This is a genomic window from Sulfurimonas sp. (assembly GCF_028713515.1).
Classification (GTDB): domain Bacteria; phylum Campylobacterota; class Campylobacteria; order Campylobacterales; family Sulfurimonadaceae; genus Sulfurimonas.
Genome location: NZ_JAQTOD010000001.1, coordinates 441,931 through 465,115 on the forward strand (window position 1 = coordinate 441,931; position 23,185 = coordinate 465,115).

Genomic DNA, 23,185 nt, shown 5'->3' on the forward strand with positions numbered 1-23,185 from the left:
ATTAATAAAAGTAGTTTGGCAAGAGAGTCATTTGTCTGTAGGCAGACAATACACAATAAAATCGAGAAACACACATTTCAAGATTTAAAAAGAAAGGTTTACTAATGAGTAATGATATAAAAGATTTTGACAAAGTTCCGACAAGTGTCGCAGATGTAGAAGAGATAACAAGAAGATATATGGAAAAAATCTCTAAAAATGAGATTAATCTAGCTGGTCAAGTTCGTGCTAAAAATCAAACTCAGCCAAAGCCAAAGGTTGATAAGCAAACTAAAGAGCCAATCTTTAATGAAGATGGAAGTCCTGCTTATTGGAACTCTTATTATTATGTAGTTCTTGCGTTTGAGGGTGGTGAACTAGATGTCCAAGTAGAAGAAAAATGGTTTGATGATTTACAAATAGGTATGCGTGTTCTATTTACTGGTGCTAAAGGTCTTAAATTTGGAAAGATTCAAGATGTTTTTCACTCGTATGTAATTCTTTAAAATTAGAATTTCCAGTGTTCCCCCACTGGTTTAACAAGGGGGTCTAATTAGCCAAAAAATTAAAAGTGCCAAAAGGGTTTCAAAGTGGATAAATTAAAAATAATCGAATCTGTTAAAAAAAATTCAGCTGATAAAACTGCTTTTAGTTTGAAGTTGCCCTCATCTTTAAAAGATGATATTCAAAAGATATGCATTAAAGAATCTATATCAATGAATTCTTTAATTGTTGCTGTTTTGTCTGATTTTGTCAAAGATGATGATTGTGAAGATGATTTTTCTTGTCCTTATAAAAATATTTCTGAATTTTTAAAGATTAGTTAATGTCAGTAAACATAATCTCACAACACATTGACACTCTAAAAACTCATTACTACATATCACGCAGTATTGATGATTTAAAATTTCATACATTTAACAGAGCATTAGATGATTTAATCTCATTAAAAAAACAAGCTCAAAGTATCAGAAACGATTATGGCGATACTAAATCTTTAAACTATGATTTTGGCACTTACAAATTTAATATACTGCCTACTTCCGTAACTGGTTTTAGTGTAGTTATTGCAAACAATGATGTATCTATAGCACTTAGAAAAAGTAAAAATAAGGTTATGCCTAGTCCAGTTGTAAAAGTAGAGTTTAGAGCTGAGTTTCTAGCTAGAAAAGGCTACATCAAAGCCTTAGAAATTGTAAATAAATTTATAAGTGATTTTATCTTAGCTGATTATAAAATCTCAATAAGTGAGATTCATTTAGCAACTGATATTCAAGGCTATAACTTTACGCATTTAGATTTTTTCAAAATAAAAACAAGGTCTCGAAATGCACAAACACATGAGGATATTACAGATAGTTCCAAAGCCTCCGCCTTTGGTGGTGTTACTTCTTTCTCTGGCTTTAGCTTTGGCGGTGGAGATTATCACTTAAGGGTTTACAATAAAACTACTGAGATAAATAAATTTAAAAATAAAGCCTTTGCTAAAACTCTACTTTGGGAACATAAACTTAATTACACCCCTGACGCTACAGTCTGGCGTATTGAGGTACAAATAAGAAGAGCTAAATTAAAAAAGCTTGTTAATTCTGATGGTAGTACTCTTGATGATTACTCAAATCTTTTAAACGCTATTCCTGATTTATGGAATCGTTCAATGACTGATTTTAGATTAAAAGATATTTCTGACAATGATGTTTTCAACATCTTAAGAGGTAAACGAACTTTAAAAAATGGTACTGAGAAAATAATTTCAAGAAATGCAATATATAAGATTTTCAACCGTGCTGATAATGTTAAGTTCTGGGATGATATGAAGCTATGGAACTCTTACAACTCAAAGCAGATTAGTACCGCATTTAATATGCCAAAGTCTGGTTCATTTGATTATGTAACAAATAGCATAAAGAGCGTTTTTTCAACTGTAGCTAAACATTACGGTTCACTAGACCAAGAGACAATTACAAGAGCATTTATGGAAGCAAACAGAGAAAATTTCAAGAAGAAAAATATATCACTAATTGAAGATTCTATGAATAAGCAGTTAGATTGGTTTGAACGCACTGATTATTTAGTTTCAAACGGTGTTCTAAATACTCTAAGCTATAAACATTTAGAACAAAATATCAGCGATATTGTTTATGATAGTGTCGCTCCCCTCTACGATACAAACTTTAGTCCTGAGTTTGTTAATCGCTTAGATACTAGGCGAAGTTATGGTTTTTAAATTAAAAAAAAGGAGTCCAAAAAATGGATAAAAATTATGGCAAATTCTTCAAAAAAGAGGAGTTTGATTGTAAATGTGGTTGCGGTCTCAACAATATGCAACAATTTTTGTTAAACATATTAAACACTGCTAGAGATTATGCAGGTATGCCGTTTTTCTTAAATCGTGGCTGTTCTTGCGTTGCTCATAATAAACTTGTTGGCGGTTTGCCAAACTCTGCACATCTTGACGGTTTTGCTGTAGATATTCATATATCAAACAGTGAGCAAAGATTTAAGATTGTTTTTGGTCTTTTAAAAGCTGGTTTCAAACGAATCGGCATATATAAAGACTTTGTTCACGCTGATGTTGATATGTCTAAACCTATGAATATCATATTTTATAACGAGGGTTAAAAATGAAAGATAATTTAATGGAATTATTAAGAGATGGCACTGTTTCAAGTGTTCTTCAAAATATTGGCAAGGTTGCAACGATTTTTAATCCTGCAATAGGTGGTGGTTTAATGCTTGCAAGCAATTTAACATCTAATATGGAAACTGTGGATGATGATTTTCTATCTGATTCTGTTGTCGGTTTAAGTGGTACTGCTATGCGTCTTGATAGGATGATAGCTTCTCAAAATGTTGATTTTGAACAACTAAAAATGTTGTCAGAAAATCTTAAATCTATGTCTGCTTTTATGGGTAAGACATCAAAAATGCTTAGTTAAGGAGCAAAAAAAATGTTAGTTTATAGAAAAGATTTAGATACCCCTTTGAGTTCTTTGCAAGTTGATAAAAATTTTGAGTATTTAATGCAGTTTTCTGTTTTGTTAAATAGTTGTTCTTATTTGCTTGCTCGTGAGTGTGCTTCACTTATGATTGATTCTTCTGATTATGTTTTGTCTGGTGTTCAATCGTTTAATATTTTGTTAAATGAAACTGAGTTTAAATGCTTTTCTTTGCAGTCTGGTAGTTTTGTTGATATTACTTTAATTAGAGGTTCTGCGATTCCTGAATGTTTAGAACTTGCTTTAGTTGACGAAAACGGTACTTATTTTGATTTTGACATTAATCGAGCTGATTCTAATCCTGTTCCCTTTGATTGTTTTCTTTTAGTTAAGATGAGTGATATTGAAGTATCTTTTACTTTTTCTGATGTTGCTATTGTTGTGGCTCCTCAAACATGATTTACTCTATTGATTATTCATCTGGTTATAGCGAGGGTGATAATAATCCCTCTAGTGTTGTTAATTGTGATTTAACTGATATAAATAATAAGCTTGTTGAACTAATTAGTGTCTTGGATAGAATAGAAAATAAGATTTCTTCTCTTCCAACTGCTGACGGTATTAAAGTTTATTTTGATAATAATATTCCATTTGTTGACGATATGAGCTTAAAAGCTTTTAAAGCTGGCGATTTGGTTGATGTTGTTGGTTTAGATAACATTCCTTGTATTGTTGAGAGTTCTCATATGCTCCCTGTTGATTTAACTAATTTTATAATTGTTTATACAGTGAGTTATATAGTAGATAGTGTTAAATATACTTCAAATTTTCCATCTGGCCATATTTCTTTTCATAAGGTTTTATAATGTCTATAAAAAGTAAGTATGAGATTGCAGTTGTTAATTATGGTTCAAATTCTAATACTAACCCTCAGAAATATTATCCTAATGTTGTACCTGATATTAATCCTTTTTTAACTCCTGAAAATATTAGAAAATATGGAGGTAATATTCCTTATGTCTCTACTGGTCTTGATGTTGTAGACTTTCTCGTAGATGGTGCTAAATCAATTTTAAGAAAAAAAGGTATATCAGATTATGAGCCTTTGCCATCATCTGATATAACTCCCTCCGCTCCTGATTCTACTCCTTATAATCCTAAGCCATTATCTGGAGAACTTAGTTTAAATAGAATTTTAAGAGATTCTAGTGAACAAAGCTTAGAGATTGCTAAAAATATAAATGAGGGTAATGTTTTAGTTGCTACTGTTTTATATGAGGGTTTTCAAGCTTTAAGAGATAGTTCTTCTGAGATTGTTACTGTTTTGGCTGGCATAGCTAATGAGATGGCTTTATCAAATGAAATTAGAGGAGCTTTTGAAAGTGCTAATCTAGACAATTTTAATAATTCATTAGAGTGGGAGGGTTATAAATTTTCTAAAATGGAAGAGGGTGCTACTTTAACGACAATACATTCGCAAAACGCTTTAGATACAACTATTGCATATAATGAGTTAACTTTAGAAAATCAACTTAAACTAAACTCTACTTTGGAAGATTTAGTTTCTGTAACTGCAAGAACCAGAGATGAACTTGCTTTAGTTACTAAAAAACTAGATTACTATACCAAAGAAACCACAGAAATACAACTAGAAAATTTCGGCAATGATATCCCTGCTTTATCTCCTCAAATGTACAGAGCACATAAAGACGCCGTAGTAGCTAAAAAAAATAGTGATGAGAATACCTTTGAGTTAGATGATGATGATTATAACTCAATCTTTAAAATGCCAGATTTATCTGAGTTGTTGAAATATCCAAGAATTACAGAATATCTTAAGGAGGTTGCTCCTTGAGTATGAATTCAATAGGTCAAAATTCTGCTAGTGAGTTTTTTGAAAACATTTTATATGCAACTGCATATCCAGAGGCTCAAAATCAAATTAAAGATTTTACAAAAGATATACATAGCGATATTGTCAAAGAGGCTTTAGCAAGTTCTATCACAATTTTAACAAGCGGTTTAATTTTCATGATGATTCAAAAACAAGAAAATTTGATTAATGCTGTTTTTTTGAAAGCTTCTGGTTTAGTTGCTCTTATCTTAGGTTCATCAGTTGCAACAAAAGCTAAAGAAAAATTACAGGGTAAATTAAAAGGTGTAAAACTTTTTAAAAAATTAGGTTTATTTCAAACTTCTTTTAGTGATGATATAAATTTATCTAAAGTTGTCGTTGAGGGCACTACTGCGATTGTTACCGCTAATGGTTCAACAACAAACAGCGTTCAAATGTATAACACTGGTATTGCTGAAAAAGAGCATTTAGTCAACAAAGAGAAACTTCATCACGATTTAGGTAACTCTATGGCTTCAAGATATAATGAAACTTTAATGTTTAAACTGTTTACAAAGTCATTTACTGCAACTGACGAACAAATCATCAGAAAAGTTTTAGGTCGTGATACTGCCACCATTGTAAATGTCGAAGATATGAATAAAATAGCTGATTTTATGTTTGTAAAAGATAGTGCAGGTAATATATCTGGTTTGTCTGAGCAAATGTTTCAACTCATAAACGGATTAGGCTTTGTTCATAAGCCTACATCTGCATTATAGAAAAGGGGTTAAAATGGCAATTAATTGTGAAGATATGGCACTAGAAGAGTTAACAAGATTAAGAGATATTCAGAGGTTATTGCAATCTCTTGTTATTGCACTTATGGGCGATTTGTCTAGTGTATCCTTAGAGCAGATTTTATAATATGATTCCTCTTTCTTGTATCTGTGATAAAATTGTTAGACTTAGTGTTTCTTTTTCACAATCTGATATTTTTGTAGATGGTGTTAAAAAATATTGTAATTTGAGATTAATATTTAATGGAGATATAAAAAAATGTATTTATTCTACTCTTTTTTCAAATCTTGATTTTCTTGCTTCTCAACCTGTTTATGATTCTAATCGTATTAGTTATGTTTTTAGAGATTTAATTTATATTGGTGGTAATAATTTTAAAATTACTTTAGATTATTATAGTCGATTAGCTTCTGGTTTTCCTTATACTTGGAAGACTACTACAGTATCTCTTAGTGGTAGTTCTGTTTTGTCTTCTTATTCTTCTATTTTGGAAATTACTACATAATGCCAAACTATAAAATACAATTAAAACAAGGTAAACGCACTCTAGTTGCTCATGGCGAATTTAAAAATGTTGCTTGTGTTCTAGCTCACTATAACACTTTAACAACTATGCAAGTATCAGAGATATTAAAAGTTGAGTATATAGACGAAACAACTCCGCCTATTGATGATTTCAATTACAGAAGTTTATATAAGGGATTTTTAAAAAATGATGCTTCTAGAAAATCCAGACAAATAGTCATGCAGAATCTCAAACTTTCAAAAGATGAAGTTGATATCTTTAATTCTGCTAAAATAAATATGGAAATTGATGGCTTAAAAGTAGATAGTGTAACTAGCTCTCTGTTTAAAAAATAGATTCTTGCGTTTCTTTTCCTATCGATAGTATAAATTTACCTATTTTGTAAGTTATTACTATTGATATAATTGTTAATATTAAAAAGTTAAAATAGCTATTTCCTATATTATGCTTTTCCATTGATGCAGTAAAGCCAATTACAAAAATTATTGCATTTAAAGCTATAAATATCATTAAAGACATTTTAAACAAACTCAAAATCAACCTCATAAATTCCCTCTTATTCTAATCTCCTAAAATTCTACCTAAATTTTAATCAAATTAATCTTCTCTTATTTTCTAAAGCTTTTTTCTTCGGCTGTGGCTTTGCCACTTGCGAAGATCCAAAAAAGCGAAAAATCTCATCTTTCATAAATCTTTCCATCAAACTAAAGACACTTTTTTTCTTAAAAAAAGGGTTACAAGCGATAGTGCGATAGGGCGTAAATAAAGCCGAATATCCTCAAACCTCAATTTCTCAAAAAGTTTTTACACTCTTTGCTTCTATGTGCAACTTGTACCCCTTTAAAACTATTGTATCAACGCTCTTTTTCTCTTAAAAAGTTACACTTTACAAACAAAAATTATTTATATAAATTTTCTCGTTTTAAAAAAACAAATCCAAAAAAAAGGTTTATATATGGCATATATTAAACAAAGTATCAAGGGCAAATCAGTTGCTCATATTACTGTTGACGCTACAACTGCCGTCCTTGCAGGTTTGCAGGCTATTTTAGAGGGTGAAGTCATGACTTATGACTTGAAAGCTTCTGGTGGTTCTGTTTCTGTTTATCCAGCTTCTCTTAATAAAAAAAAGATGAGTTGTGGCGATAGAGCTACTAAAGTAAGTTGTTCTTTCACAATTCCGCACGCTAAATCTACTGCTAGAATCTCTCAGATTGAAGCTGTTGTTATTGGTGCATTCGATGCGTCTTATGATGTAAACACTAAAGCAGATTATGCAAATCTTCTTTATGATAGAAACTAGGAGGTAAAAAAATGGCAAAATCTTTAATTATCAATAAATTAGGCGAAAAACGCTTATTTTCTTATGTTCCTGCCGGTCATGCTTCTGCACTTGCATTTGCTGACGCTGTTCTTGATGGTGAGTATGATGTTTTTGAAGAGACTTCAAAAATCGGCTCTGATGCTGTTTCAACTGCTCGTGATGTTACCGTCATGCTTCAAAATGAGACTACTTTCGCAAAAACTTATTTGCGTTTTGTAATTCCAACTTCTAAAGACGAGGGTGATGTTGTTATTGCTCTTCAGGGTAAAACTTTTAACGGTGTAAAAGCTGATAAAGTTGTTATTACTTCAATGAGAGCAACTAGCTACTAATCATTTTTTTACAATTTGCTACTTTTTTGTAGCATTTTGTATTTTATAATATTTTTTAATAAGGCTTTAAATTATGACAAGCAATAACGCTCTTGAGCTTCTTTTGACTGTTAAGGGCATTTTAGATTCTGAAATCACTCCTATTTTTGACTTGCAATATCCTACTCTTTTAGATTTAGAAAACGCTCAAAACTCTTTAATTCAGATGAACACTTTTTTAACTTCTATTATTGATAACCCTCCTATTTGTGTTGATGGTATTCAAGGTGAAAAAGGCGATAAAGGTGATACAGGTTCGATACCTTTTCAAAAAATATTATCTACTTCGATACAACAAACTACATTATCTACTCTTGTTGATATAAATGAGTTATTTTTATCTCTTCTTCCTGATAGTGTTTATGAAATTTACTGTTCTGTAACCTTTCAAAGTTCTGTAACTACTACTGGTTTAAATCTTGGTTTATTAACTCCTTTGGGTTCTCAAAATTTAGTTGAGATTGTTGTCCCTATTGTTAATATACAATCATCTACTCGATTGGCTTTAAATCTTCCTAGTGCTTTAATTCCTTTAAATTCTGGTAATGTAAAAGGCACTGGTGTAACTTCTGCTAATTCTAATCATACAGCAATTATAAAAGGTATTATAATTACTGGTTCAAACTCTGGTAATTGTCAAATACAATTTTCCAGCGAAGTTAGTGGTTCCGCTGTTACTATTCAATCAGGTTCATATCTTCATTTAATAAAGTTGGCTTAGATGGGTATTGATTCCTCTGCTGTTATTGCTTTACTCATTGGTATTTTTACAATACTTTCTTATATTGCCAAGATGATTTACGGCGTTAGTTCTCGTTTCACTTCTCTCGACCTCCGCTTATCACATTTAGAAAAGAATCAACAAACTATTATTAGAGATATTGAAAAAATAGAAAATAGAGTTTATAAATAGTTATAATTAGGCTTTTAAAGCTCTATATTGATAAAAACATAAAAAAACAGTTAAAATTTTAAAAATAAAGAATTTGTATTATAAAGTCAATTTACTTGACATTTATCACAGAATTTTCTATATTATATCGTATAGTTAAATTTATTTGATTTTGTGCAGTTTAATGTTAATACCACTGCAAAAGTTTTGTAACTTCATCAACAATAAATGTTTTTATTTTTGTTTTCTCCAGTGGTTTTTTTGGTACCAGAGCTTTTGAAATATTTTGCATTGATGCTTCTTTTAGCCTAATATCTAGAGCATATACATCTCTAACATCGCCAACAAGAGAGACTTCGCCTATAAAAACGCTATCTTTTGAGATCGCACGATTTCTAAAACTGCTGATAATGGCAGCCAAAACTGCTAAGTCAGCTGAAGTTTCAGTTATTTTGATTCCACCAGTTATGTTTATAAATACATCATAACCAGAGAGTGGAATCTCTAATTTTCTCTCAAGAAGTGCTAAAAGCATATTTAACCTGTTGTTGTCAAAGCCAGTCGCTTGTCTTTTTGAGTTTGCTGTGTGAGATTCTGAAACTAGTGCTTGAACTTCTAAGATTATTGGGCGAGAACCCTCCATGATTACCGTAAGTGCAGAACCTGCTTGTTCTGAGTTGCGGTTGAAAAATCTTGATGCAACATCGGTGGCAGAGATAAGCCCATTATGTTTCATTTCAAATACCCCAATTTCACTGGTCGGTCCAAAACGATTTTTAAACCCTCGCAATATTCTAAGTTCCTGTGAGCTATCGCCTTCAAAATATAAAACCGTATCAACCATATGTTCCAGCACTCGTGGTCCAGCGATTGAACCCTCTTTTGTGATGTGCCCGATAATAAAAATAGCTATTCCCTTATCCTTTGCAATTCGCATCAAATCAAATGTAATCTGTCTAACTTGAGTAACAGAACCAGGAGCTGATGAGATGTTTTCGGAGTACATGGTTTGGATAGAATCTATGATTAAAAATTCATACTCTCTATGCTCTAGCTCAATTAAAACCTGCTCTAGTCTTATTTCACTTAGCAGAAAAAGAGTGTCTTGGTTTGAACCAAGTCTATTTGAGCGAAGTTTTATCTGTCCGCTTGATTCCTCACCAGTTACATAAAGAACATTTTTATTCAGTGATGCTATATTTGCTCCAACTTTCAGTAGAAGTGTTGATTTGCCAACTCCAGGACTTCCTCCAATTAGCGTAAGAGAACCAGGGACAATACCGCCACCCAAAACCATATCTAACTCTTTATCTAGTGAACTATATCTAAAAACCTCACTCTCTATGATCTTGTTCATGCTGATTGCTTTTGAAGCTGAGTTTGAGGCAATTTTGCTGTTTTTAACTACCTCTTGCTGATGTTCATTGAGCTCTATAAATGAGTCCCAAGCGTTGCAATTTGTGCATTTTCCCATCCATTTTGGAGTTGTAAACCCACAGTGTTGACACTCAAATAGTGCTTTAATCTTTGCCATAAATTGCCTTGTTTTGGTAATTGAAGAATTATACTACTTTTGTGTACGCAACTAAAAAATATGACAAATTGAAATATTTTTTTAATAATTAGACTCAGTATGAAAGAATTTTAATTGATAAATTAGATAAAATGGTGATAAAAGTTCAATAAAAAGTAAAATAAATTATGCACAAACAGTTTATTCGGGCAATAGAAAAGAGCAATATAATCTCAAAAACAGATATAGATGGAATCATAACATTTGTAAATGATGAGTTTTGCGCTATTAGCGGTTATGCAAAAGACGAACTCATTGGTAAAAATCACAACATTATAAAAGATCCAGATGCTAATCCTGCGAAGTTTAAACTTCTCTGGGATACCATAAATGCAAAAAATATATATAAAGATACTGTTAAAAATCTAGCAAAAGATGGCTCAGTTTTTTATTTAAATACCACAATAATTCCTATACTTGATGAACATGATGAGATAGTTGAGTTTGTGGCAATAAGATATGATGTGACACAAGAGGTAATGTTAAAAGATAAGCTTTTGAAAAAAGAACAGGAGTATGAAGAGCTAAACAGAAATCTTGAAAAAAGAGTTGAAGAACAGACAATAGAGCTAAAAAAATTAAATAAAACCTTAGAAAAGCGTGTAAAAGATGAAATAGAGAAAAATAAGGATAAGCAAGAAGTTATGTTTTTGCAATCAAGACATGCAAGTCTTGGACAGATGTTAGCAAATATAGCACATCAGTGGAGACAACCGCTTACAGAGCTTAGTCTAACTATATTTAATATAAAAAAATCTGCTCAAAATAGTAACACTGATGGTGTGGCAAAGTTTTACAGTGAGAGCAAAAATATCATACAAAATATGTCTCAAACTATAGATGATTTTAGTAACTTCTTTAAACCAAATAAAGCAAAAAATTATTTTAACATTAGCAATAGCATAAAAGAATCACTAGTTCTTTTGGATAACATCATAAAAGAAGAAGCCATAAACATAAAAACAGATCTTGTTGATATCGAAGTTCTTGGGGTTGAAAATGAGCTTACGCAGGTTATCATAAACCTTATACATAATTCAAAAGATGCATTTATAAGTAATGGTATTTTGATAAAAGAGATAAATATAACTCTACGCAAAGACCATGAATTTGCAATTATTGAAGTAGAGGATAATGCTGGTGGAATAAAAAAAGATAATATAGACAAAATTTTTGAGCCATATTTCACAACAAAGCATAAAAGTCGTGGAACTGGACTTGGACTATTTATGTCAAAAATGATTTGTGAGCAGGGCTTACATGGGACAATAGATGCAAAAAGCAAAAAGCAAACAACAACATTTAGTATAAAAATTCCATTGGCGTCAGTATGAAACATAGAGCAATAAAAGATCTTAAAGTGCTGCTTGTGGAGGATGAGGAGAATATTACAAGATTGCTAAAAGATGCAATAGGTGAGAATTTTCATAGTTTTATTATCGCAAAAGATGGTTTAGAAGGTATAGCACTTTTTAAAAAAAGAAGACCAGATATTGTGATAACTGATATTGAGATGCCAAACTTATCTGGATTAGAGATGGCAAGAGAGTTAAAACAGATTGATCCAAATATTGTAATTATAATGCTAAGTGCTTTTAGCGAGAAAGAGAAGTTTCTCAGCGCGATAGATGTTGGTGTCTCAAAATATTTTATGAAACCGTTTGAACCAGATGATATCTTAGAGTATATTGAACAGATTATTCCAAAAATTTCAAATAAATTAATTGGACTTGGCGATGAGTTCACATTCAACAAATCATCAAATTCACTCTACAAGAATGATAAATTTATAGCACTTTCTAAAAAAGAGATACTGTTTTTATCCTTGATGCTTAGACAAAAATGTGAAGTTATTGATGTTATAACAATTAAAAAAACACTATGGAATGAAGAGGCGAGCGATGAGAGAGTTCGAACTTTTATCCGCAGATTTAGAGAAAAAACCTCAAAAGATTTAGTTCTAAATATAACTGGAGTTGGATACAAGCTTACAATTAACGAAAATTAACTCTATCTATGGATGGCTTGTAGATGGGACTAGCTCCCTCAATTGTCCATAATTTTTTAGATAAATAGCTAACAGAGTTGAAAAAGTTTGAATCTATATAATCAAAGAAATCCAAGCCATCAAACTCTTTTTTAAGTAGTGCCGTCTCATGCTCAAAGCTCTCTATTTGCTTCTGTTGTGGCAGTGCAATCATACGATTCGTTTCAAAAATAGCCAATACCCACAAAGATAAAAACTCTTCTGAATATCTGTTTAAAACTTTTTTTGAGTACTCTTCAAAATTATCATATCCGCTTAGTTCAAATAGCTCAATAATAATGGAGACAACACGATTCAGATGAAAAAATGGAACCATAGAAAATAGTTGTCTCGAAGTAGCTTTACCATCTGAGTGCTCCGCTCCTAAAAAGATTCTAGCTCCTCCCTCTGTGTCACCAAAGTTGTTTGTTTTTAAACCTATAAGACCAATATCTGTGTGTCTATGCCTTCCACAGCCTTTCGCACAGCCAGAAAATCCAACCTCGATACCATGCTTATTTATCTTATCAAGCGGAAGATATGAAGTCTCATCTTTAATACTCCAAACTGCATATGGACAAAGATTTCCAGCACACGCAATGATAGTACTGCTTAGTGCTTGTGATTTTAGTGTGGTTGATGGCTTATCTAAACCGATTAGATAGATATTTTGATCCATTCCAAGTCTAATTTCTAGAGAGTTTGTAGTAGCGTATGAGGCTATATCTTTTATTTCGCTAGTTGTTAACCTTGAAAAATCTGTTTGATAACAAAATCCGTATTTACCATTTTTTAGTTTATGAAACTCATTAAACTTTGTTTTTTCAAAGATTAACTCACCTTTGCTTTGAAAATCACTTTTATACTCATCTTGTATGAAAGCTTTAATGGCATCCATACCAATCTCTTCAATCATATGAAAGATTCTAGTTTTTGCCCTAGAAGAGCGAGAACCATGAATGTAAAAAGATTCAATAAATGCTTTAAAAAAATCAAAAACTTCACTCTCTAGTAAAAATATATCAGCGCTTACTGCCACTTCTGTATTTTTACCACCCAAATATACATTAAATCCAAAAACATCATCTTTTTTTGCAAGCCCAAAGTATATATCATTTGCAAAAAATGAGCTTACATTTGAGCGATTACCAGATATTCCAACAGAGATACGACGAGGCAACATCCCGACATAGCGAGGATTTTCTATAATATAGTTATGCATTGCCATAACGAGAGGATAAGCTTCTATTTCAGAGAACTCCCCACATCCATCGTAGGCATCTGTAATAATATTTCTAACATTATCCCCAAAGCTCTGCCATGTGGATACTCCAAGAATATTTATGCGCTTGTGTATCTCTAAAACATTCTCTGCCTCAACGCCGTGGAGCTGAATGCCACTTCTTGCTGTCAAGATAATAGTTAGATTATACTCATCAACAATATTGGCTATCTTTTGAAAATTATCCGCACTGATTTTTCCGCCTGGGATACGGATGCGGATGGTAAACTCATCTTCAAGAAAATTTGTGTTAAATATTCCAAAGTCCTGAAGATAAAATCTATCTATTTCTGTTAGACTCTCAAAGTCAAGATTATCAAAATCTTTATAGTAATCAATCGGTTTTAGTTGAGCTTTGTATCGCTCTCTTTTATTTAATTTTTCTTCCATAGAGGTATTTTATCTAATAATTAAAATAATTTTTATTGATATAGGTCATCTAAAGACAATTTCAATCTCTTTGAGTAAAAGTGAACTATTAAATTTCTTTTTTGGTGCTGTGATATTTCCAATATTTGAACCTGTATCTAAAAATTCTTGCAGATAATATGGTCTGTTGTAGCCTCTTTGTTTTAGGTCTAGGATGATTTTGTTTATATCATCGGCATCAAGAAGTTCGTTATGGATTGTTGTTCTTGTTTCAAAATTAAACTTTGTGTTTATTAACAAGTCCAGCGTTTTTGAGAATTCATCATATTTGTTTGAGTGTGTAATTTGCGTAAATTTTGATTCAGGTGCTTTATAGTCAAGTGCTATATAGTCGAGCAGTTTTAGCTCTAATAGCTCTTTTATGTGTGTAAAGTTTGTTCCATTTGTGTCTAGTTTGATTTTAAAACCAAGTTCTCGTATCTTTCGACAAAATGATATTAAGTCGTATGAAGATGCTTCTCCACCAGATAGCACAACGGCTTCGAGCAGATTAACTCTAGTTTTTAGAAAGGTTAAAATATCATCAGGGGAGTATTTTCCATTTTTTGCAAAAACTATATCTTTGTTATAGCAGTAGTCACATCGCATATTGCACCCACTAAACCACACTATACACGCAAGATGCTCAGGGTAGTCTAAGTGAGTGAATGATGTTAAATCGTATATTGTTTTAGCACTCAGTGAATTGTTTTCTTTGTTTGTGTTCACCAGTTTTTCCTAAATTAAAACTCTCAACAGGTCTGTGATAACCCATAACTCTTGTGTAGACAGTACACTTTTGTCTTTTGTCTTTTAACATTATTAAAGCTTCAGTTTTACTCATTTTGTTCTCCTCCTTTGTTTAAGATAAACTATTTTCATTCAAAATCTCTTCATCACATTTTGGACAGTACTCATGCTCGCCTGCGATATATCCATGTTTAGGACAAACTGAGAAGAGCGGAGTTACTGTGATGTATGGAAGTCTAAAATTTGTTATTACATTTTTCACTAGTTTTCTACAAGCTTCAGTTGAACTTATTTTTTCTTGCATATATAAGTGAAGAACGGTTCCTCCAGTATATTTGCACTGCAAGTCATCCTGAAGAGTAAGTGCTTCAAATGGGTCATTTGTCAAGTCAACTGGAATTTGTGATGAGTTTGTATAGTATATATTATCACCAAATCCAGCCTGTATGATAGAGTCTCCATATCTTTTCTTATCTTCTTTGGCAAATCTGTATGTTGTTCCCTCAGCAGGCGTTGCCTCTAGGTTATATAAGTTTCCAGACTCTTCTTGATACTCAACCATTTTATCTCTCATATGGTTTAATATCTCTATTGCAAATTCAATTCCTTGCTCAGAGCTTATATCAAATCCATTGCTTGTAAAGTTTTTTATCATCTCATTTATGCCGTTAACACCAATGGTTGAGAAGTGGTTTTTAAATCCTGGTAGATATCTTTTTGTGTATGGATAAAGACCTCTGTCGTACATCTCTTGTATAAATACACGCTTTTTCTCTAGTGTTACTTTTGCGTGATTCATAAGTTGATCAAGGCGAGCATAAAGAGCATCTTTGTCGCCTTTATATAAAAATCCAAGTCTCGCCATATTGATAGTTACAACGCCTATACTTCCAGTCATCTCTGCACTACCAAAGAGACCACCACCTCTTTTTAGTAGCTCTCTAAGATCAAGTTGCAAACGACAACACATACTTCTTACATGTCCAGGTTTATATGCTTCTTCGTTTGGAACCAGTTTGCCATCGATATCTCTTTTAAATTGAGATCCTATAAAATTTTGAAAATATGATGAACCAACTTTTGCTGTATTTTCAAATAACACATCAGTATTTTCTCCATACCAATCAAAATCTTCAGTTATGTTTACGGTTGGAATAGGGAAGGTAAAAGGTTGCCCAGTTAAATCGCCCTCTGTCATTATCTCATAGTATGCTCTATTTATTTGGTTCATTTCAGGTTGAAAGTTTTTATATGTCATATCTATAAGATTTTTACAACCTCTTGCAAGTGCTTCATTCTCAAGCTCGGCATCTTTTAGATTTTTAAAGATGTGATTTTGTTTTGATGTTGGAATTTGTGCTTTTAAGTCCTCTGGTACTGTCCAATCTATCGTGATATTTGTGAACGGAGATTGTCCCCATCTGGCGGGTACATTGAGATTGTAAATAAAACTTCTAATAGCTTTTTTTATATCACTATAAGAGAGTTTATCTTTAAAAACATAAGGTGCTAAGTATGTATCAAATGAACTAAAAGCTTGTGCTCCAGCCCATTCGCTTTGAAGAATTCCAAGAAAGTTTGCCATTTGACCAAGAGCTTCGCGAAAATGCCTAGGTGCATCACTCTCAACTCTGCCCCTAACGCCATTAAAACCCTCATCCAGTAGCGCTCTAAGTGACCATCCGGCACAATACCCAGTCAAACAATCTAAATCATGGATATGATAGTCACCATTACGGTGAGCATAACCTTCTTCTTTGGAGTAGATTTTATCGAGCCAGTAATTCGCTATAACTTTACCTGCTGTATTATTTACAAGTCCTGCATTTGAGTAACCTGTGTTTGAGTTGGCTTTTATGCGCCAGTCAGTTCCGCCAATATACTCTTCAATTGTTTGCGTGGAGTTAATGTATGTCGTATCTTCGTCAAGTAGGCTATCTCTTTGAAGTTTATGTAGGTGTCGATAGAGTAAAAATGACTTCATTACATCAAAATATCTAGCTTTGAAGAGTTCAGTTTCTATCAAATCCTGTATATCTTCGACCGCAACAACTCTTTTGCTTTTGAGTTTTTCTAAAACATTGAAAAATATTGAACTGTCGTAGGTCACATTTTGAGAAGCAAAAGCTTTTTTGATAGCATCTTCAATTTTAAATGATAAGAACTCTTTGTGCGTACCATCTCTTTTTAAAATACTCTCAATCATAGCTTGCTCCAAAAAAATAAATTTTAGTAGTTTATATAATGAGTGGTTAAACTTCAATGATGAAATGTGTCACGCTTTTGTCACTACTTGTTTTTATGTATCATCATTGTAAAAATAACAATATAATGTTATAAAAAAATGGTTGGTATAATTTTAGATGGATAAAAAAATAGAAAAAATTTTAGAAATTTGGCATGAGCATTTTAGTGATGAGAGTCATCAGTATAGTGAGTTTGAAAAGTCTGATATAGAGTATTTTGTTGGATGTATGCTTTATAATCATTTTGCATTCTCAAGAGCGATAGACAGCATGAAAACTATTGATTTATCGTATGATTTTTTAAGAGAGTGTACTCATGAATATGAGATTATAGAGGACATCATTAGTGGTATCTACTTTGATGATGATATGAAAAAGTTAGAGTTTTTACAAGACTATATAAGTTACGCAAAATCAAAATACGATTTTACTGAGCAATACTTACTTAATAGATTGGAACATCAAACTAATATTTTAAAAAATATATATCAAGAAAATATTGATGTAAAAAAAGTTGATTTTACCTCTCTTAAAAAATAGTAATCACCAAGATAGTTTTGTGCAAAAGTACCTCATAACATCACAAGAGTTATATACAAATGACACTGCTATATTTAGTACAACTCTACAAGTAAAACTTACAAAATATTTGCCAGAATATGTACTTTTTAGAGATAAAGAAAATCCAAACTATGATTTGTTAGCTATTGAGTTTATAAGAATTTGCAATCAATTTAATTCAGTTAAAAGTTTTATTCATCAAGATATAGATTTAGCAAAAAAATTAAATGCGACTGGAGTTCATTTAAATTCAAAGCAGTTTGGTGAGATAAGCTATGCCAAGAGCTTAGGGCTTGAAGTTATAATCAGCACACATTCTCATAATGAAGTTCTAGAAGCCCAACAGCTCGGTGCTGATGCAGTTACATATAGTCCAATATTTGTTTCACCAAATAAAGGCGAGCCAAAAGGGCTAGATGATTTAATAGGGCTTCTAAGTAAGTGCAATATTAAAATTTTCGCTCTTGGTGGAGTAGTAAATAAATCGCAGGTTGATATTTTGCAAGAAACAAATGCTTATGGATTTGCTTCTATTAGATACTTTTTGTAACATAACATAAAATAAAATAATTAAATAATTTGCTAACTTAGTATGCTTTTAATGCCTAATATAGCCTATTTTAATGAAAATAAATATTTATTTTATGATTATGTGTATTATAAAAAGTTATTTTATAATGATAATAATTTATTTATTTTAGTTATAGTTATTTTTTAAAATAAAAAAAAGGATTAAAATATGAAGGTACCAAATATTCTAGTAAAATCTCTACTATCTGTTGTCGTTTGTTCTGCTTTGTTGTCTGGTGAGATTATAAGTAAATCTATAAACACCAAAAAAACTGACTCTGTTACGAGTTCAACCAAAAAAGTGGATAAAAAGCATGCAACTCATTGGGGTTATACGGGTCATGCGGGACCAGAAAATTGGGGCTTACTCTCAGATGAGCACAAGTTATGTAAAGATGGTAAAAGTCAATCTCCTATTAACATTACAAAAAGTGTTACAGTTCAGGCTCATAGCTTGGAAGAGATTGGATTTGATTATAAAACTAGTATATCATCCGTAATTAACAACGGACACACTATTCAGGTTAATTTTGATGAAGGAAGTAGTATTACTGTGGATGAAATTAAGTTTCCATTGATTCAATTTCACTTTCATACACCAAGTGAAAATCAGATTAATGGTGAACATTTTCCGCTTGAGGGGCATTTTGTTCACGCCACAAAAGATGGTTCTTTGGCAGTAGTTGCACTAATGTTTGAAGATGGTCTTGAAAATCCATTTTTGAAAAAAGTATGGGCAAAGATGCCTAAAAAAGGTGGAGAAAAAGAGTCTTTAGATATTCCAGCTAGCGAAGTAAACGCACTTTTACCAAAAGATAAGGGATACTATAGATTTGATGGTTCATTAACAACTCCACCTTGTAGTGAGGGCGTAAGATGGATGGTTCTTAAAAACTATACTACCATATCAAAAGAGCAGACAAAAGAGTTTTTAGATCTGTTTGAGCACAACAATAATAGACCTATTCAGCCAATCAATGCTAGAAAAGTAGTTTATTAAATTATAACTTCCTTTAAAGGAAAATTATTTAAAAGAGATTGCTGATTATTAAGCAAGCAAAACTCTGAAGTAAATACTTCAGAGTGAATATGTAAGATAATAATTTTAAAGAAGTTACTTAGGAAATAAAATTGAGCCAAGTCTAATCATGTTGGACCCACACTCAATTGCTAGTTCAAAATCCCCACTCATTCCCATAGAACAGATTGACGCATCTCCTAGTTCTTTATAAATAGCGTGAGTTAACTCAAAACTCTTTTTTATTACAGCTTTATCCTCGCTATGAGCTCCAATGCTCATAACACCTCTTAGAGATATGTTTGGACACTCTTTTTGAATCTTTCTGTATATATCTATTGCAACTTCTGGCATAACTCCATGCTTACTCTCCTCTTTTGCGGAGTTTATTTGAAGGAGTGTATCCAGAGTCATATCTCTCTCGTGAAGCTTTTTTTGCAGTTCATTTGCCAGCTCTATGGAGTCAAGTGATTGAAATAAATCTGGGTTTATATCTAGAAGATTGTTAATCTTATTTTTTTGTAGATTGCCAACAAAGTGCCATTCAAGTGGTAAATCTTCAAGCTCATTACTCTTTGATTTTAGATCTTGAACTTTGTTTTCACCAAATGCTCTTTGACCAACTTTGTATAGCGCCTCTATCTCTTCGGTTGTAGAGTATTTACTAATCGCTACAATTTTAACTATGTGATGCCCACTTACTCTAACTCTTGCAAATTCAACTCTTCTAATAATATTGTCAATATATAGCTTGTACTCTTCAATGTTCATCTTTTATCCTATTAGTCTATTAATATCGTTGTATAACCCAAGTCCCATAAGCATAAAAAGAACAGCCCAACCCGCTATTGTTAGCTTTATAACTATTGCTTCGCTCGCTTCTCGTCTGAAGATTAGTTCGTATAGGTTGAACATTATGTGTCCGCCATCAAGTGCTGGAATTGGTAAGAGATTTAAAACTCCTAGATTTACAGATATAAGAGCTGCAAAAAACAAAACACTCATCCATCCAGCATCGGTTGCATCAGATGTTAATTTAACAATAGAGATAACACCTCCTAACTCTTTTGCTGGAACCTCGCCGACTATGAGTTTTTTAAGCCCTGTAAAAATTAGAGTAGAGGCGAAAACTGTTTGATCTTTCGCGTAAGAAAAAAGTTCATTTGGAGAGAGTTGAAGTTTGTGAGTAATTCCCGCACTTCCAATTCCTATCATCTTTTTTTGGATTTTTTCATTGAACATATTTGTGGTAATTGTTGTTTTTGGTATCAATACTATCTGTTGTATTAGCCCATTTCTTAAAACCTCTAGCTTGAGTGAATCCGATGAGTATTCGATGTTCTTTGCCATCTCTTCCCAAGTCTCAATTTTTACCCCATTTATAGATAAAATCGTATCATTGCTCTCTAGTCCAGCAACAAAAGCAGGAGAGTCTTTAAGCACTTTTCCGATAACTGGAGAGAGGATGTTTGGTCCTCCGATGGCAATTATGAAGTAGAGAACAAACGCTAAAACAAAGTTAGCAAGTGGACCAGCCAAAAGAATAAAAATCTTTTGTTGTGGAGTTTTTACATTGTAGCTATCGCTGTCATAACTTTTTTTTGTTGGGTCGCTATCGTCTTGACCTTTCATCCTCACATACCCGCCAAGTGGGATAAGTGCTAACCTCCATTCGCTTCCCCATCTGTTAAATGAAGTGATTTTTTTACCAAATCCTATACTAAAAACCTCTATGCGAATGCCTACGGCACGAGCTGCAAAGTAGTGACCTAATTCATGAAAAAATATTAGCGCAGATAAAACTGCTAAAGATACTAAAAAACTCATTTGTTGCTCCTCGTTAAAATGGCTTTTTTAAATCCCCAAAGATACTCAAAACCAGAGTAGAGCGTAAGTGCGACTGCAAGCCATAAAAGTTCAGTTCCAAATGACCAGTGCATAAGTAAGAAGCCAATCGCAATCATCTGCAGAACGGTTTTTACTTTTCCAGACCAAGAGGCTTTGATGTCTAGACCCTCACTAAGTGCAACTGTACGGATGCCTGTGATAAAGAGTTCACGAATAATTATGATATATATAGCCCAAGCACTAGCGGAACCAACCATCATGAGTCCTAAAAAAGCAGCTATTGTAAGCATTTTATCAGCTAGTGGGTCGATGATTGCTCCAAGCATAGTCATTTGGTTCCACTCTCTGGCAATATAACCATCAAAAAAATCAGTCACACTAGCTAGTACAAAGATGAGCGAAGCCGTAAAGTAACTCCATGAAATGTGATAACCCGCATCCGTAAATAGAGATGGATTCAGAATTATCCAAAACATAATTGGAGCTAAAAGAATACGCAAGAATGCTAATAGATTAGGAAGATTTAACAAAAAAAGCCTTGTTTTTTCGCGTATTTTAACTTTTAGGCTCTTAAGATAGGCTTGATGATATATTTGTTGCTTTTGTGATAAAAACAATTACTGATAATTTGAAATAATTAGTTTTGATTTGAGGATATAGATATTGCAGATAGAGTCAATTCTTGAAAAAAATTGACTCTATAATTTAAAACATATTTACTACACCGTAGTCTAACATCTCTTCAAACTGCGCGGGTGTCAAAACCGCTTTTACTTTTTCTATACAAACAAGATGCATTTTTGTAAGTTCCGCTCTTAGTTTTGCTATCTTATCAACAGTTGGATAAAGCTCTTTGATTTTTTTAGATTTATATTTAAGACCAATTTCTTGCATCATAGCAAGTTCTAGTTTTTTAATAATGAGAGCTTTTTCTGTTGCCTTCGATAAGAGCTCTTCTTTAATCTTTAAAATAGCATCAATCTGCTCTTTTGATAGATTTAACTTTGCGCTTGAGTTGTCATAAAGAGTCATACCAACTAGATATGGAAGATTTTTTGGCATCAAAAAGTAATCTTTTGGGAAACTCTCCTTTGTTGTAAATGCTCCTGCAGGACCTGCCATTTTTTCCATTTTTACAACATCTTGAATCGGTGGAGGAAGTGTTGCATCGGCCACTAGACTTGAGCTAATAACTAAAGAGCAAGATAAAATAGCTAATTTTATTTTTATGTTTTTCATGTTAATTTCCTTTTTTTTTGATTTGTACAGTCGAGCATTATACAGTGCTTTATGAAATAAAGCACTAATACTCTACTTTTTTGATAACAGCTCTATAGCTTTTTTCACGCATGAATCAAGCGAAGGTGTGTCGGCAACAACTGGAGTTATGTATGGTGGAAAATATTTTTTGGTGGTGTGGCCAATGGATACAGCCTTGTAGCTCTCATCCCAAGTGGCATTTTTTAAAAAACACTCTATTGTGGATGGAGAAGAGAAAATTATTACAGATTTTTTTGGAAGTTTTATCCTCTTTTTAAAGTTTACACATACTGTTTGATAAACTATCACATCATCACAGATAACACCATTTTCATTTAGCGTTTCCACTAAGTTTGAGACAACTTTGGAGCCTCTTATATAGAGCACCTTTTTATTTTTTAAAAGAGGGATTAGCTCATCTGCAAACTCATCCCCATGTTTTTCTTTGCTTACAAACTTTATTTTACCGCCTAGATTACTTGCAACTTTTGCAGTTTGAGGAGCTATGACATAGAGTGGCTTACTCTTCCACTCTTGATTATGTGAGTTTAGTGAATATACTGCGCTCTTTGAGGTAAAAATAAGTGCGTCATATGATGAGATGTCGAAAGCTGTATTTATGCTCTCTATCTTGATAATAGGGAGATTTTTAGCCCACTTTACTTTTTTATCATTTAGTACATATATATTTAAAGATTTGTTTTTTATGTTTTGTATAAACGAGCCTATAACTCTTTTTATTTTCAAAGATAAACTGTTTTTACTGTTTAATACTAAGGATTTATGTTCATCTACAAAAAAATTTATATTATGTTTACTCAAAATATATGTTATTTTTATGAGTTCCTCGAATATATGCTCGTTTGAGTAGTTTCTATCTAATATAAATGAGTTAGTTGCCCCATCATATTCATAGTAGATGAGGCTTAAATGTTCAATCAATTTTTCAATCTTTTTCATGGGTGGATGATAACATC

Annotated in this window: 29 protein-coding genes and 1 pseudogene; 21 read left to right on the top strand and 9 right to left on the bottom strand. The window is 32.3% G+C overall.

Features of this window, described 5'->3' with window-relative positions; all coding sequences use genetic code 11:
• Window positions 1-104: 104 nt before the first annotated feature.
• The 16 genes from PHV22_RS02230 (at window position 105) to PHV22_RS02305 (ending at window position 8,687) form a co-directional block, all read left to right on the top strand.
• Entirely contained in the window at window positions 105-485 is a 381-nt protein-coding gene (locus PHV22_RS02230) for a hypothetical protein (RefSeq protein ID WP_299945473.1), read from the top strand.
• Between the two features lie 84 nt (window positions 486-569).
• Window positions 570-806 carry a hypothetical protein gene (locus PHV22_RS02235; RefSeq protein WP_299945476.1) on the top strand — a complete coding sequence of 79 codons (237 nt, stop codon included), beginning with the start codon at window positions 570-572 and terminating at the stop codon, window positions 804-806.
• Entirely contained in the window at window positions 806-2,206 is a 1,401-nt protein-coding gene (locus PHV22_RS02240) for a hypothetical protein (RefSeq protein WP_299945479.1), read from the top strand. Before PHV22_RS02235 ends, PHV22_RS02240 begins: the two co-directional genes overlap by 1 nt.
• A 23-nt stretch (window positions 2,207-2,229) precedes the next feature.
• Entirely contained in the window at window positions 2,230-2,601 is a 372-nt protein-coding gene (locus PHV22_RS02245) for a D-Ala-D-Ala carboxypeptidase family metallohydrolase (RefSeq protein ID WP_299945482.1), read from the top strand.
• 17 nt (window positions 2,602-2,618) lie between these two features.
• Entirely contained in the window at window positions 2,619-2,918 is a 300-nt protein-coding gene (locus tag PHV22_RS02250; RefSeq protein ID WP_299945485.1) for a hypothetical protein, read from the top strand.
• 12 nt (window positions 2,919-2,930) lie between these two features.
• On the top strand, window positions 2,931-3,377 hold the full coding sequence (locus PHV22_RS02255) for a hypothetical protein (RefSeq protein WP_299945488.1): 447 nt from the start codon (window positions 2,931-2,933) through the stop codon (window positions 3,375-3,377).
• Window positions 3,374-3,784 carry a hypothetical protein gene (locus PHV22_RS02260; protein WP_299945491.1) on the top strand — a complete coding sequence of 137 codons (411 nt, stop codon included), beginning with the start codon at window positions 3,374-3,376 and terminating at the stop codon, window positions 3,782-3,784. The genes PHV22_RS02255 and PHV22_RS02260 overlap by 4 nt, the downstream gene beginning before the upstream one ends.
• On the top strand, window positions 3,784-4,773 hold the full coding sequence (locus PHV22_RS02265; RefSeq protein WP_299945494.1) for a hypothetical protein: 990 nt from the start codon (window positions 3,784-3,786) through the stop codon (window positions 4,771-4,773). The genes PHV22_RS02260 and PHV22_RS02265 overlap by 1 nt, the downstream gene beginning before the upstream one ends.
• Before the next feature lie 2 nt (window positions 4,774-4,775).
• Entirely contained in the window at window positions 4,776-5,534 is a 759-nt protein-coding gene (locus PHV22_RS02270; RefSeq protein WP_299945497.1) for a hypothetical protein, read from the top strand.
• A gap of 13 nt (window positions 5,535-5,547) precedes the next feature.
• On the top strand, window positions 5,548-5,679 hold the full coding sequence (locus PHV22_RS02275; RefSeq protein ID WP_299945500.1) for a hypothetical protein: 132 nt from the start codon (window positions 5,548-5,550) through the stop codon (window positions 5,677-5,679).
• 1 nt (window position 5,680) lies between these two features.
• Window positions 5,681-6,058, top strand: coding sequence for a hypothetical protein (locus tag PHV22_RS02280; RefSeq protein ID WP_299945503.1), 378 nt, complete (start codon window positions 5,681-5,683; stop codon window positions 6,056-6,058).
• Complete coding sequence (locus tag PHV22_RS02285; RefSeq protein WP_299945506.1) at window positions 6,058-6,414, top strand: hypothetical protein; 357 nt, start codon at window positions 6,058-6,060, stop codon at window positions 6,412-6,414. The genes PHV22_RS02280 and PHV22_RS02285 overlap by 1 nt, the downstream gene beginning before the upstream one ends.
• 620 nt (window positions 6,415-7,034) lie before the next feature.
• The gene (locus PHV22_RS02290; RefSeq protein ID WP_299945509.1) at window positions 7,035-7,382 is read left to right on the top strand and encodes a hypothetical protein; all 348 of its coding nucleotides are present in this window, start codon (window positions 7,035-7,037) and stop codon (window positions 7,380-7,382) included.
• Window positions 7,383-7,393: 11 nt separating this feature from the next.
• Window positions 7,394-7,735: a hypothetical protein gene (locus tag PHV22_RS02295; RefSeq protein WP_299945512.1), complete on the top strand. Its 342-nt coding sequence runs from the start codon at window positions 7,394-7,396 to the stop codon at window positions 7,733-7,735.
• A 73-nt stretch (window positions 7,736-7,808) separates the two neighbouring features.
• Window positions 7,809-8,495, top strand: a complete 687-nt coding sequence (locus PHV22_RS02300) for a hypothetical protein (protein WP_299945515.1) — start codon at window positions 7,809-7,811, stop codon at window positions 8,493-8,495.
• Window positions 8,496-8,687 carry a hypothetical protein gene (locus PHV22_RS02305; RefSeq protein WP_299945518.1) on the top strand — a complete coding sequence of 64 codons (192 nt, stop codon included), beginning with the start codon at window positions 8,496-8,498 and terminating at the stop codon, window positions 8,685-8,687.
• A gap of 166 nt (window positions 8,688-8,853) precedes the next feature.
• Here PHV22_RS02305 and radA read toward each other — a convergent pair whose 3' ends face one another.
• Window positions 8,854-10,200, bottom strand: a complete 1,347-nt coding sequence (gene radA, locus PHV22_RS02310) for a DNA repair protein RadA (RefSeq protein ID WP_295021028.1) — start codon at window positions 10,198-10,200, stop codon at window positions 8,854-8,856.
• 167 nt (window positions 10,201-10,367) lie between these two features.
• Here radA and PHV22_RS02315 point away from each other — a divergent pair, with 167 nt between their 5' ends.
• Entirely contained in the window at window positions 10,368-11,573 is a 1,206-nt protein-coding gene (locus tag PHV22_RS02315) for an ATP-binding protein (RefSeq protein WP_299945521.1), read from the top strand.
• Window positions 11,570-12,247: a response regulator gene (locus PHV22_RS02320; protein ID WP_295021025.1), complete on the top strand. Its 678-nt coding sequence runs from the start codon at window positions 11,570-11,572 to the stop codon at window positions 12,245-12,247. The genes PHV22_RS02315 and PHV22_RS02320 overlap by 4 nt, the downstream gene beginning before the upstream one ends.
• Here PHV22_RS02320 and PHV22_RS02325 read toward each other — a convergent pair.
• The 3 genes and pseudogenes from PHV22_RS02325 to PHV22_RS02335 form a co-directional block, all read right to left on the bottom strand.
• A complete protein-coding gene (locus tag PHV22_RS02325; protein WP_299945524.1) occupies window positions 12,234-13,937 on the bottom strand; it encodes a nitrite/sulfite reductase in 1,704 nt (567 codons plus the stop codon). The two genes, PHV22_RS02320 and PHV22_RS02325, sit on opposite strands and share 14 nt — an antisense overlap.
• A gap of 45 nt (window positions 13,938-13,982) precedes the next feature.
• On the bottom strand, window positions 13,983-14,684 hold the full coding sequence (locus PHV22_RS02330) for an anaerobic ribonucleoside-triphosphate reductase activating protein (RefSeq protein ID WP_295021021.1): 702 nt from the start codon (window positions 14,682-14,684) through the stop codon (window positions 13,983-13,985).
• Window positions 14,647-16,911: pseudogene (locus PHV22_RS02335) on the bottom strand (ribonucleoside triphosphate reductase). Before PHV22_RS02335 ends, PHV22_RS02330 begins: the two are co-directional and overlap by 38 nt.
• A 157-nt stretch (window positions 16,912-17,068) precedes the next feature.
• Between PHV22_RS02335 and PHV22_RS02340 the strand changes: the two are divergent.
• The 3 genes from PHV22_RS02340 (at window position 17,069) to PHV22_RS02350 (ending at window position 19,082) form a co-directional block, all read left to right on the top strand.
• Entirely contained in the window at window positions 17,069-17,491 is a 423-nt protein-coding gene (locus PHV22_RS02340) for a hypothetical protein (RefSeq protein WP_295021020.1), read from the top strand.
• Between the two features lie 19 nt (window positions 17,492-17,510).
• The gene (locus PHV22_RS02345) at window positions 17,511-18,062 is read left to right on the top strand and encodes a thiamine phosphate synthase (RefSeq protein WP_295021019.1); all 552 of its coding nucleotides are present in this window, start codon (window positions 17,511-17,513) and stop codon (window positions 18,060-18,062) included.
• A 189-nt stretch (window positions 18,063-18,251) separates the two neighbouring features.
• Window positions 18,252-19,082, top strand: a complete 831-nt coding sequence (locus PHV22_RS02350) for a carbonic anhydrase (RefSeq protein WP_295021018.1) — start codon at window positions 18,252-18,254, stop codon at window positions 19,080-19,082.
• Window positions 19,083-19,196: 114 nt separating this feature from the next.
• On the opposite strand, the gene PHV22_RS02355 is transcribed toward PHV22_RS02350, so the two are convergent.
• The 5 genes from PHV22_RS02355 to PHV22_RS02375 form a co-directional block, all read right to left on the bottom strand.
• Entirely contained in the window at window positions 19,197-19,871 is a 675-nt protein-coding gene (locus PHV22_RS02355; RefSeq protein ID WP_295021016.1) for a YggS family pyridoxal phosphate-dependent enzyme, read from the bottom strand.
• A gap of 3 nt (window positions 19,872-19,874) precedes the next feature.
• Entirely contained in the window at window positions 19,875-20,927 is a 1,053-nt protein-coding gene (gene rseP / locus PHV22_RS02360) for an RIP metalloprotease RseP (RefSeq protein WP_295021014.1), read from the bottom strand.
• On the bottom strand, window positions 20,924-21,478 hold the full coding sequence (pgsA, locus tag PHV22_RS02365; protein ID WP_295021012.1) for a CDP-diacylglycerol--glycerol-3-phosphate 3-phosphatidyltransferase: 555 nt from the start codon (window positions 21,476-21,478) through the stop codon (window positions 20,924-20,926). Before pgsA ends, rseP begins: the two co-directional genes overlap by 4 nt.
• A 175-nt stretch (window positions 21,479-21,653) precedes the next feature.
• Entirely contained in the window at window positions 21,654-22,187 is a 534-nt protein-coding gene (locus PHV22_RS02370; RefSeq protein ID WP_295021011.1) for a hypothetical protein, read from the bottom strand.
• 72 nt (window positions 22,188-22,259) lie between these two features.
• Complete coding sequence (locus tag PHV22_RS02375) at window positions 22,260-23,168, bottom strand: uroporphyrinogen-III synthase (protein WP_295021010.1); 909 nt, start codon at window positions 23,166-23,168, stop codon at window positions 22,260-22,262.
• Window positions 23,169-23,185: the final 17 nt, after the last annotated feature.

What these genes read in the sequence shown, in the direction of transcription:
- PHV22_RS02240 (WP_299945479.1), top strand. Translation starts at nt 806, where the DNA reads ATGTCAGTAAACATAATCTCACAACACATTGACACTCTAAAAACTCAT.
- PHV22_RS02315 (WP_299945521.1), top strand. Translation starts at nt 10,368, where the DNA reads ATGCACAAACAGTTTATTCGGGCAATAGAAAAGAGCAATATAATCTCA.
- PHV22_RS02305 (WP_299945518.1), top strand. Translation starts at nt 8,496, where the DNA reads ATGGGTATTGATTCCTCTGCTGTTATTGCTTTACTCATTGGTATTTTT.
- rseP (WP_295021014.1), bottom strand. Translation starts at nt 20,927, where the DNA reads ATGAGTTTTTTAGTATCTTTAGCAGTTTTATCTGCGCTAATATTTTTT.
- PHV22_RS02245 (WP_299945482.1), top strand. Translation starts at nt 2,230, where the DNA reads ATGGATAAAAATTATGGCAAATTCTTCAAAAAAGAGGAGTTTGATTGT.
- PHV22_RS02250 (WP_299945485.1), top strand. Translation starts at nt 2,619, where the DNA reads ATGGAATTATTAAGAGATGGCACTGTTTCAAGTGTTCTTCAAAATATT.
- PHV22_RS02370 (WP_295021011.1), bottom strand. Translation starts at nt 22,187, where the DNA reads ATGAAAAACATAAAAATAAAATTAGCTATTTTATCTTGCTCTTTAGTT.
- PHV22_RS02355 (WP_295021016.1), bottom strand. Translation starts at nt 19,871, where the DNA reads ATGAACATTGAAGAGTACAAGCTATATATTGACAATATTATTAGAAGA.
- PHV22_RS02285 (WP_299945506.1), top strand. Translation starts at nt 6,058, where the DNA reads ATGCCAAACTATAAAATACAATTAAAACAAGGTAAACGCACTCTAGTT.
- PHV22_RS02260 (WP_299945491.1), top strand. Translation starts at nt 3,374, where the DNA reads ATGATTTACTCTATTGATTATTCATCTGGTTATAGCGAGGGTGATAAT.
- PHV22_RS02280 (WP_299945503.1), top strand. Translation starts at nt 5,681, where the DNA reads ATGATTCCTCTTTCTTGTATCTGTGATAAAATTGTTAGACTTAGTGTT.
- PHV22_RS02295 (WP_299945512.1), top strand. Translation starts at nt 7,394, where the DNA reads ATGGCAAAATCTTTAATTATCAATAAATTAGGCGAAAAACGCTTATTT.
- PHV22_RS02320 (WP_295021025.1), top strand. Translation starts at nt 11,570, where the DNA reads ATGAAACATAGAGCAATAAAAGATCTTAAAGTGCTGCTTGTGGAGGAT.
- PHV22_RS02350 (WP_295021018.1), top strand. Translation starts at nt 18,252, where the DNA reads ATGAAGGTACCAAATATTCTAGTAAAATCTCTACTATCTGTTGTCGTT.
- PHV22_RS02265 (WP_299945494.1), top strand. Translation starts at nt 3,784, where the DNA reads ATGTCTATAAAAAGTAAGTATGAGATTGCAGTTGTTAATTATGGTTCA.
- PHV22_RS02255 (WP_299945488.1), top strand. Translation starts at nt 2,931, where the DNA reads ATGTTAGTTTATAGAAAAGATTTAGATACCCCTTTGAGTTCTTTGCAA.
- PHV22_RS02290 (WP_299945509.1), top strand. Translation starts at nt 7,035, where the DNA reads ATGGCATATATTAAACAAAGTATCAAGGGCAAATCAGTTGCTCATATT.
- PHV22_RS02375 (WP_295021010.1), bottom strand. Translation starts at nt 23,168, where the DNA reads ATGAAAAAGATTGAAAAATTGATTGAACATTTAAGCCTCATCTACTAT.
- PHV22_RS02275 (WP_299945500.1), top strand. Translation starts at nt 5,548, where the DNA reads ATGGCAATTAATTGTGAAGATATGGCACTAGAAGAGTTAACAAGATTA.
- PHV22_RS02230 (WP_299945473.1), top strand. Translation starts at nt 105, where the DNA reads ATGAGTAATGATATAAAAGATTTTGACAAAGTTCCGACAAGTGTCGCA.
- PHV22_RS02340 (WP_295021020.1), top strand. Translation starts at nt 17,069, where the DNA reads ATGGATAAAAAAATAGAAAAAATTTTAGAAATTTGGCATGAGCATTTT.
- PHV22_RS02325 (WP_299945524.1), bottom strand. Translation starts at nt 13,937, where the DNA reads ATGGAAGAAAAATTAAATAAAAGAGAGCGATACAAAGCTCAACTAAAA.
- PHV22_RS02270 (WP_299945497.1), top strand. Translation starts at nt 4,776, where the DNA reads ATGAATTCAATAGGTCAAAATTCTGCTAGTGAGTTTTTTGAAAACATT.
- radA (WP_295021028.1), bottom strand. Translation starts at nt 10,200, where the DNA reads ATGGCAAAGATTAAAGCACTATTTGAGTGTCAACACTGTGGGTTTACA.
- PHV22_RS02300 (WP_299945515.1), top strand. Translation starts at nt 7,809, where the DNA reads ATGACAAGCAATAACGCTCTTGAGCTTCTTTTGACTGTTAAGGGCATT.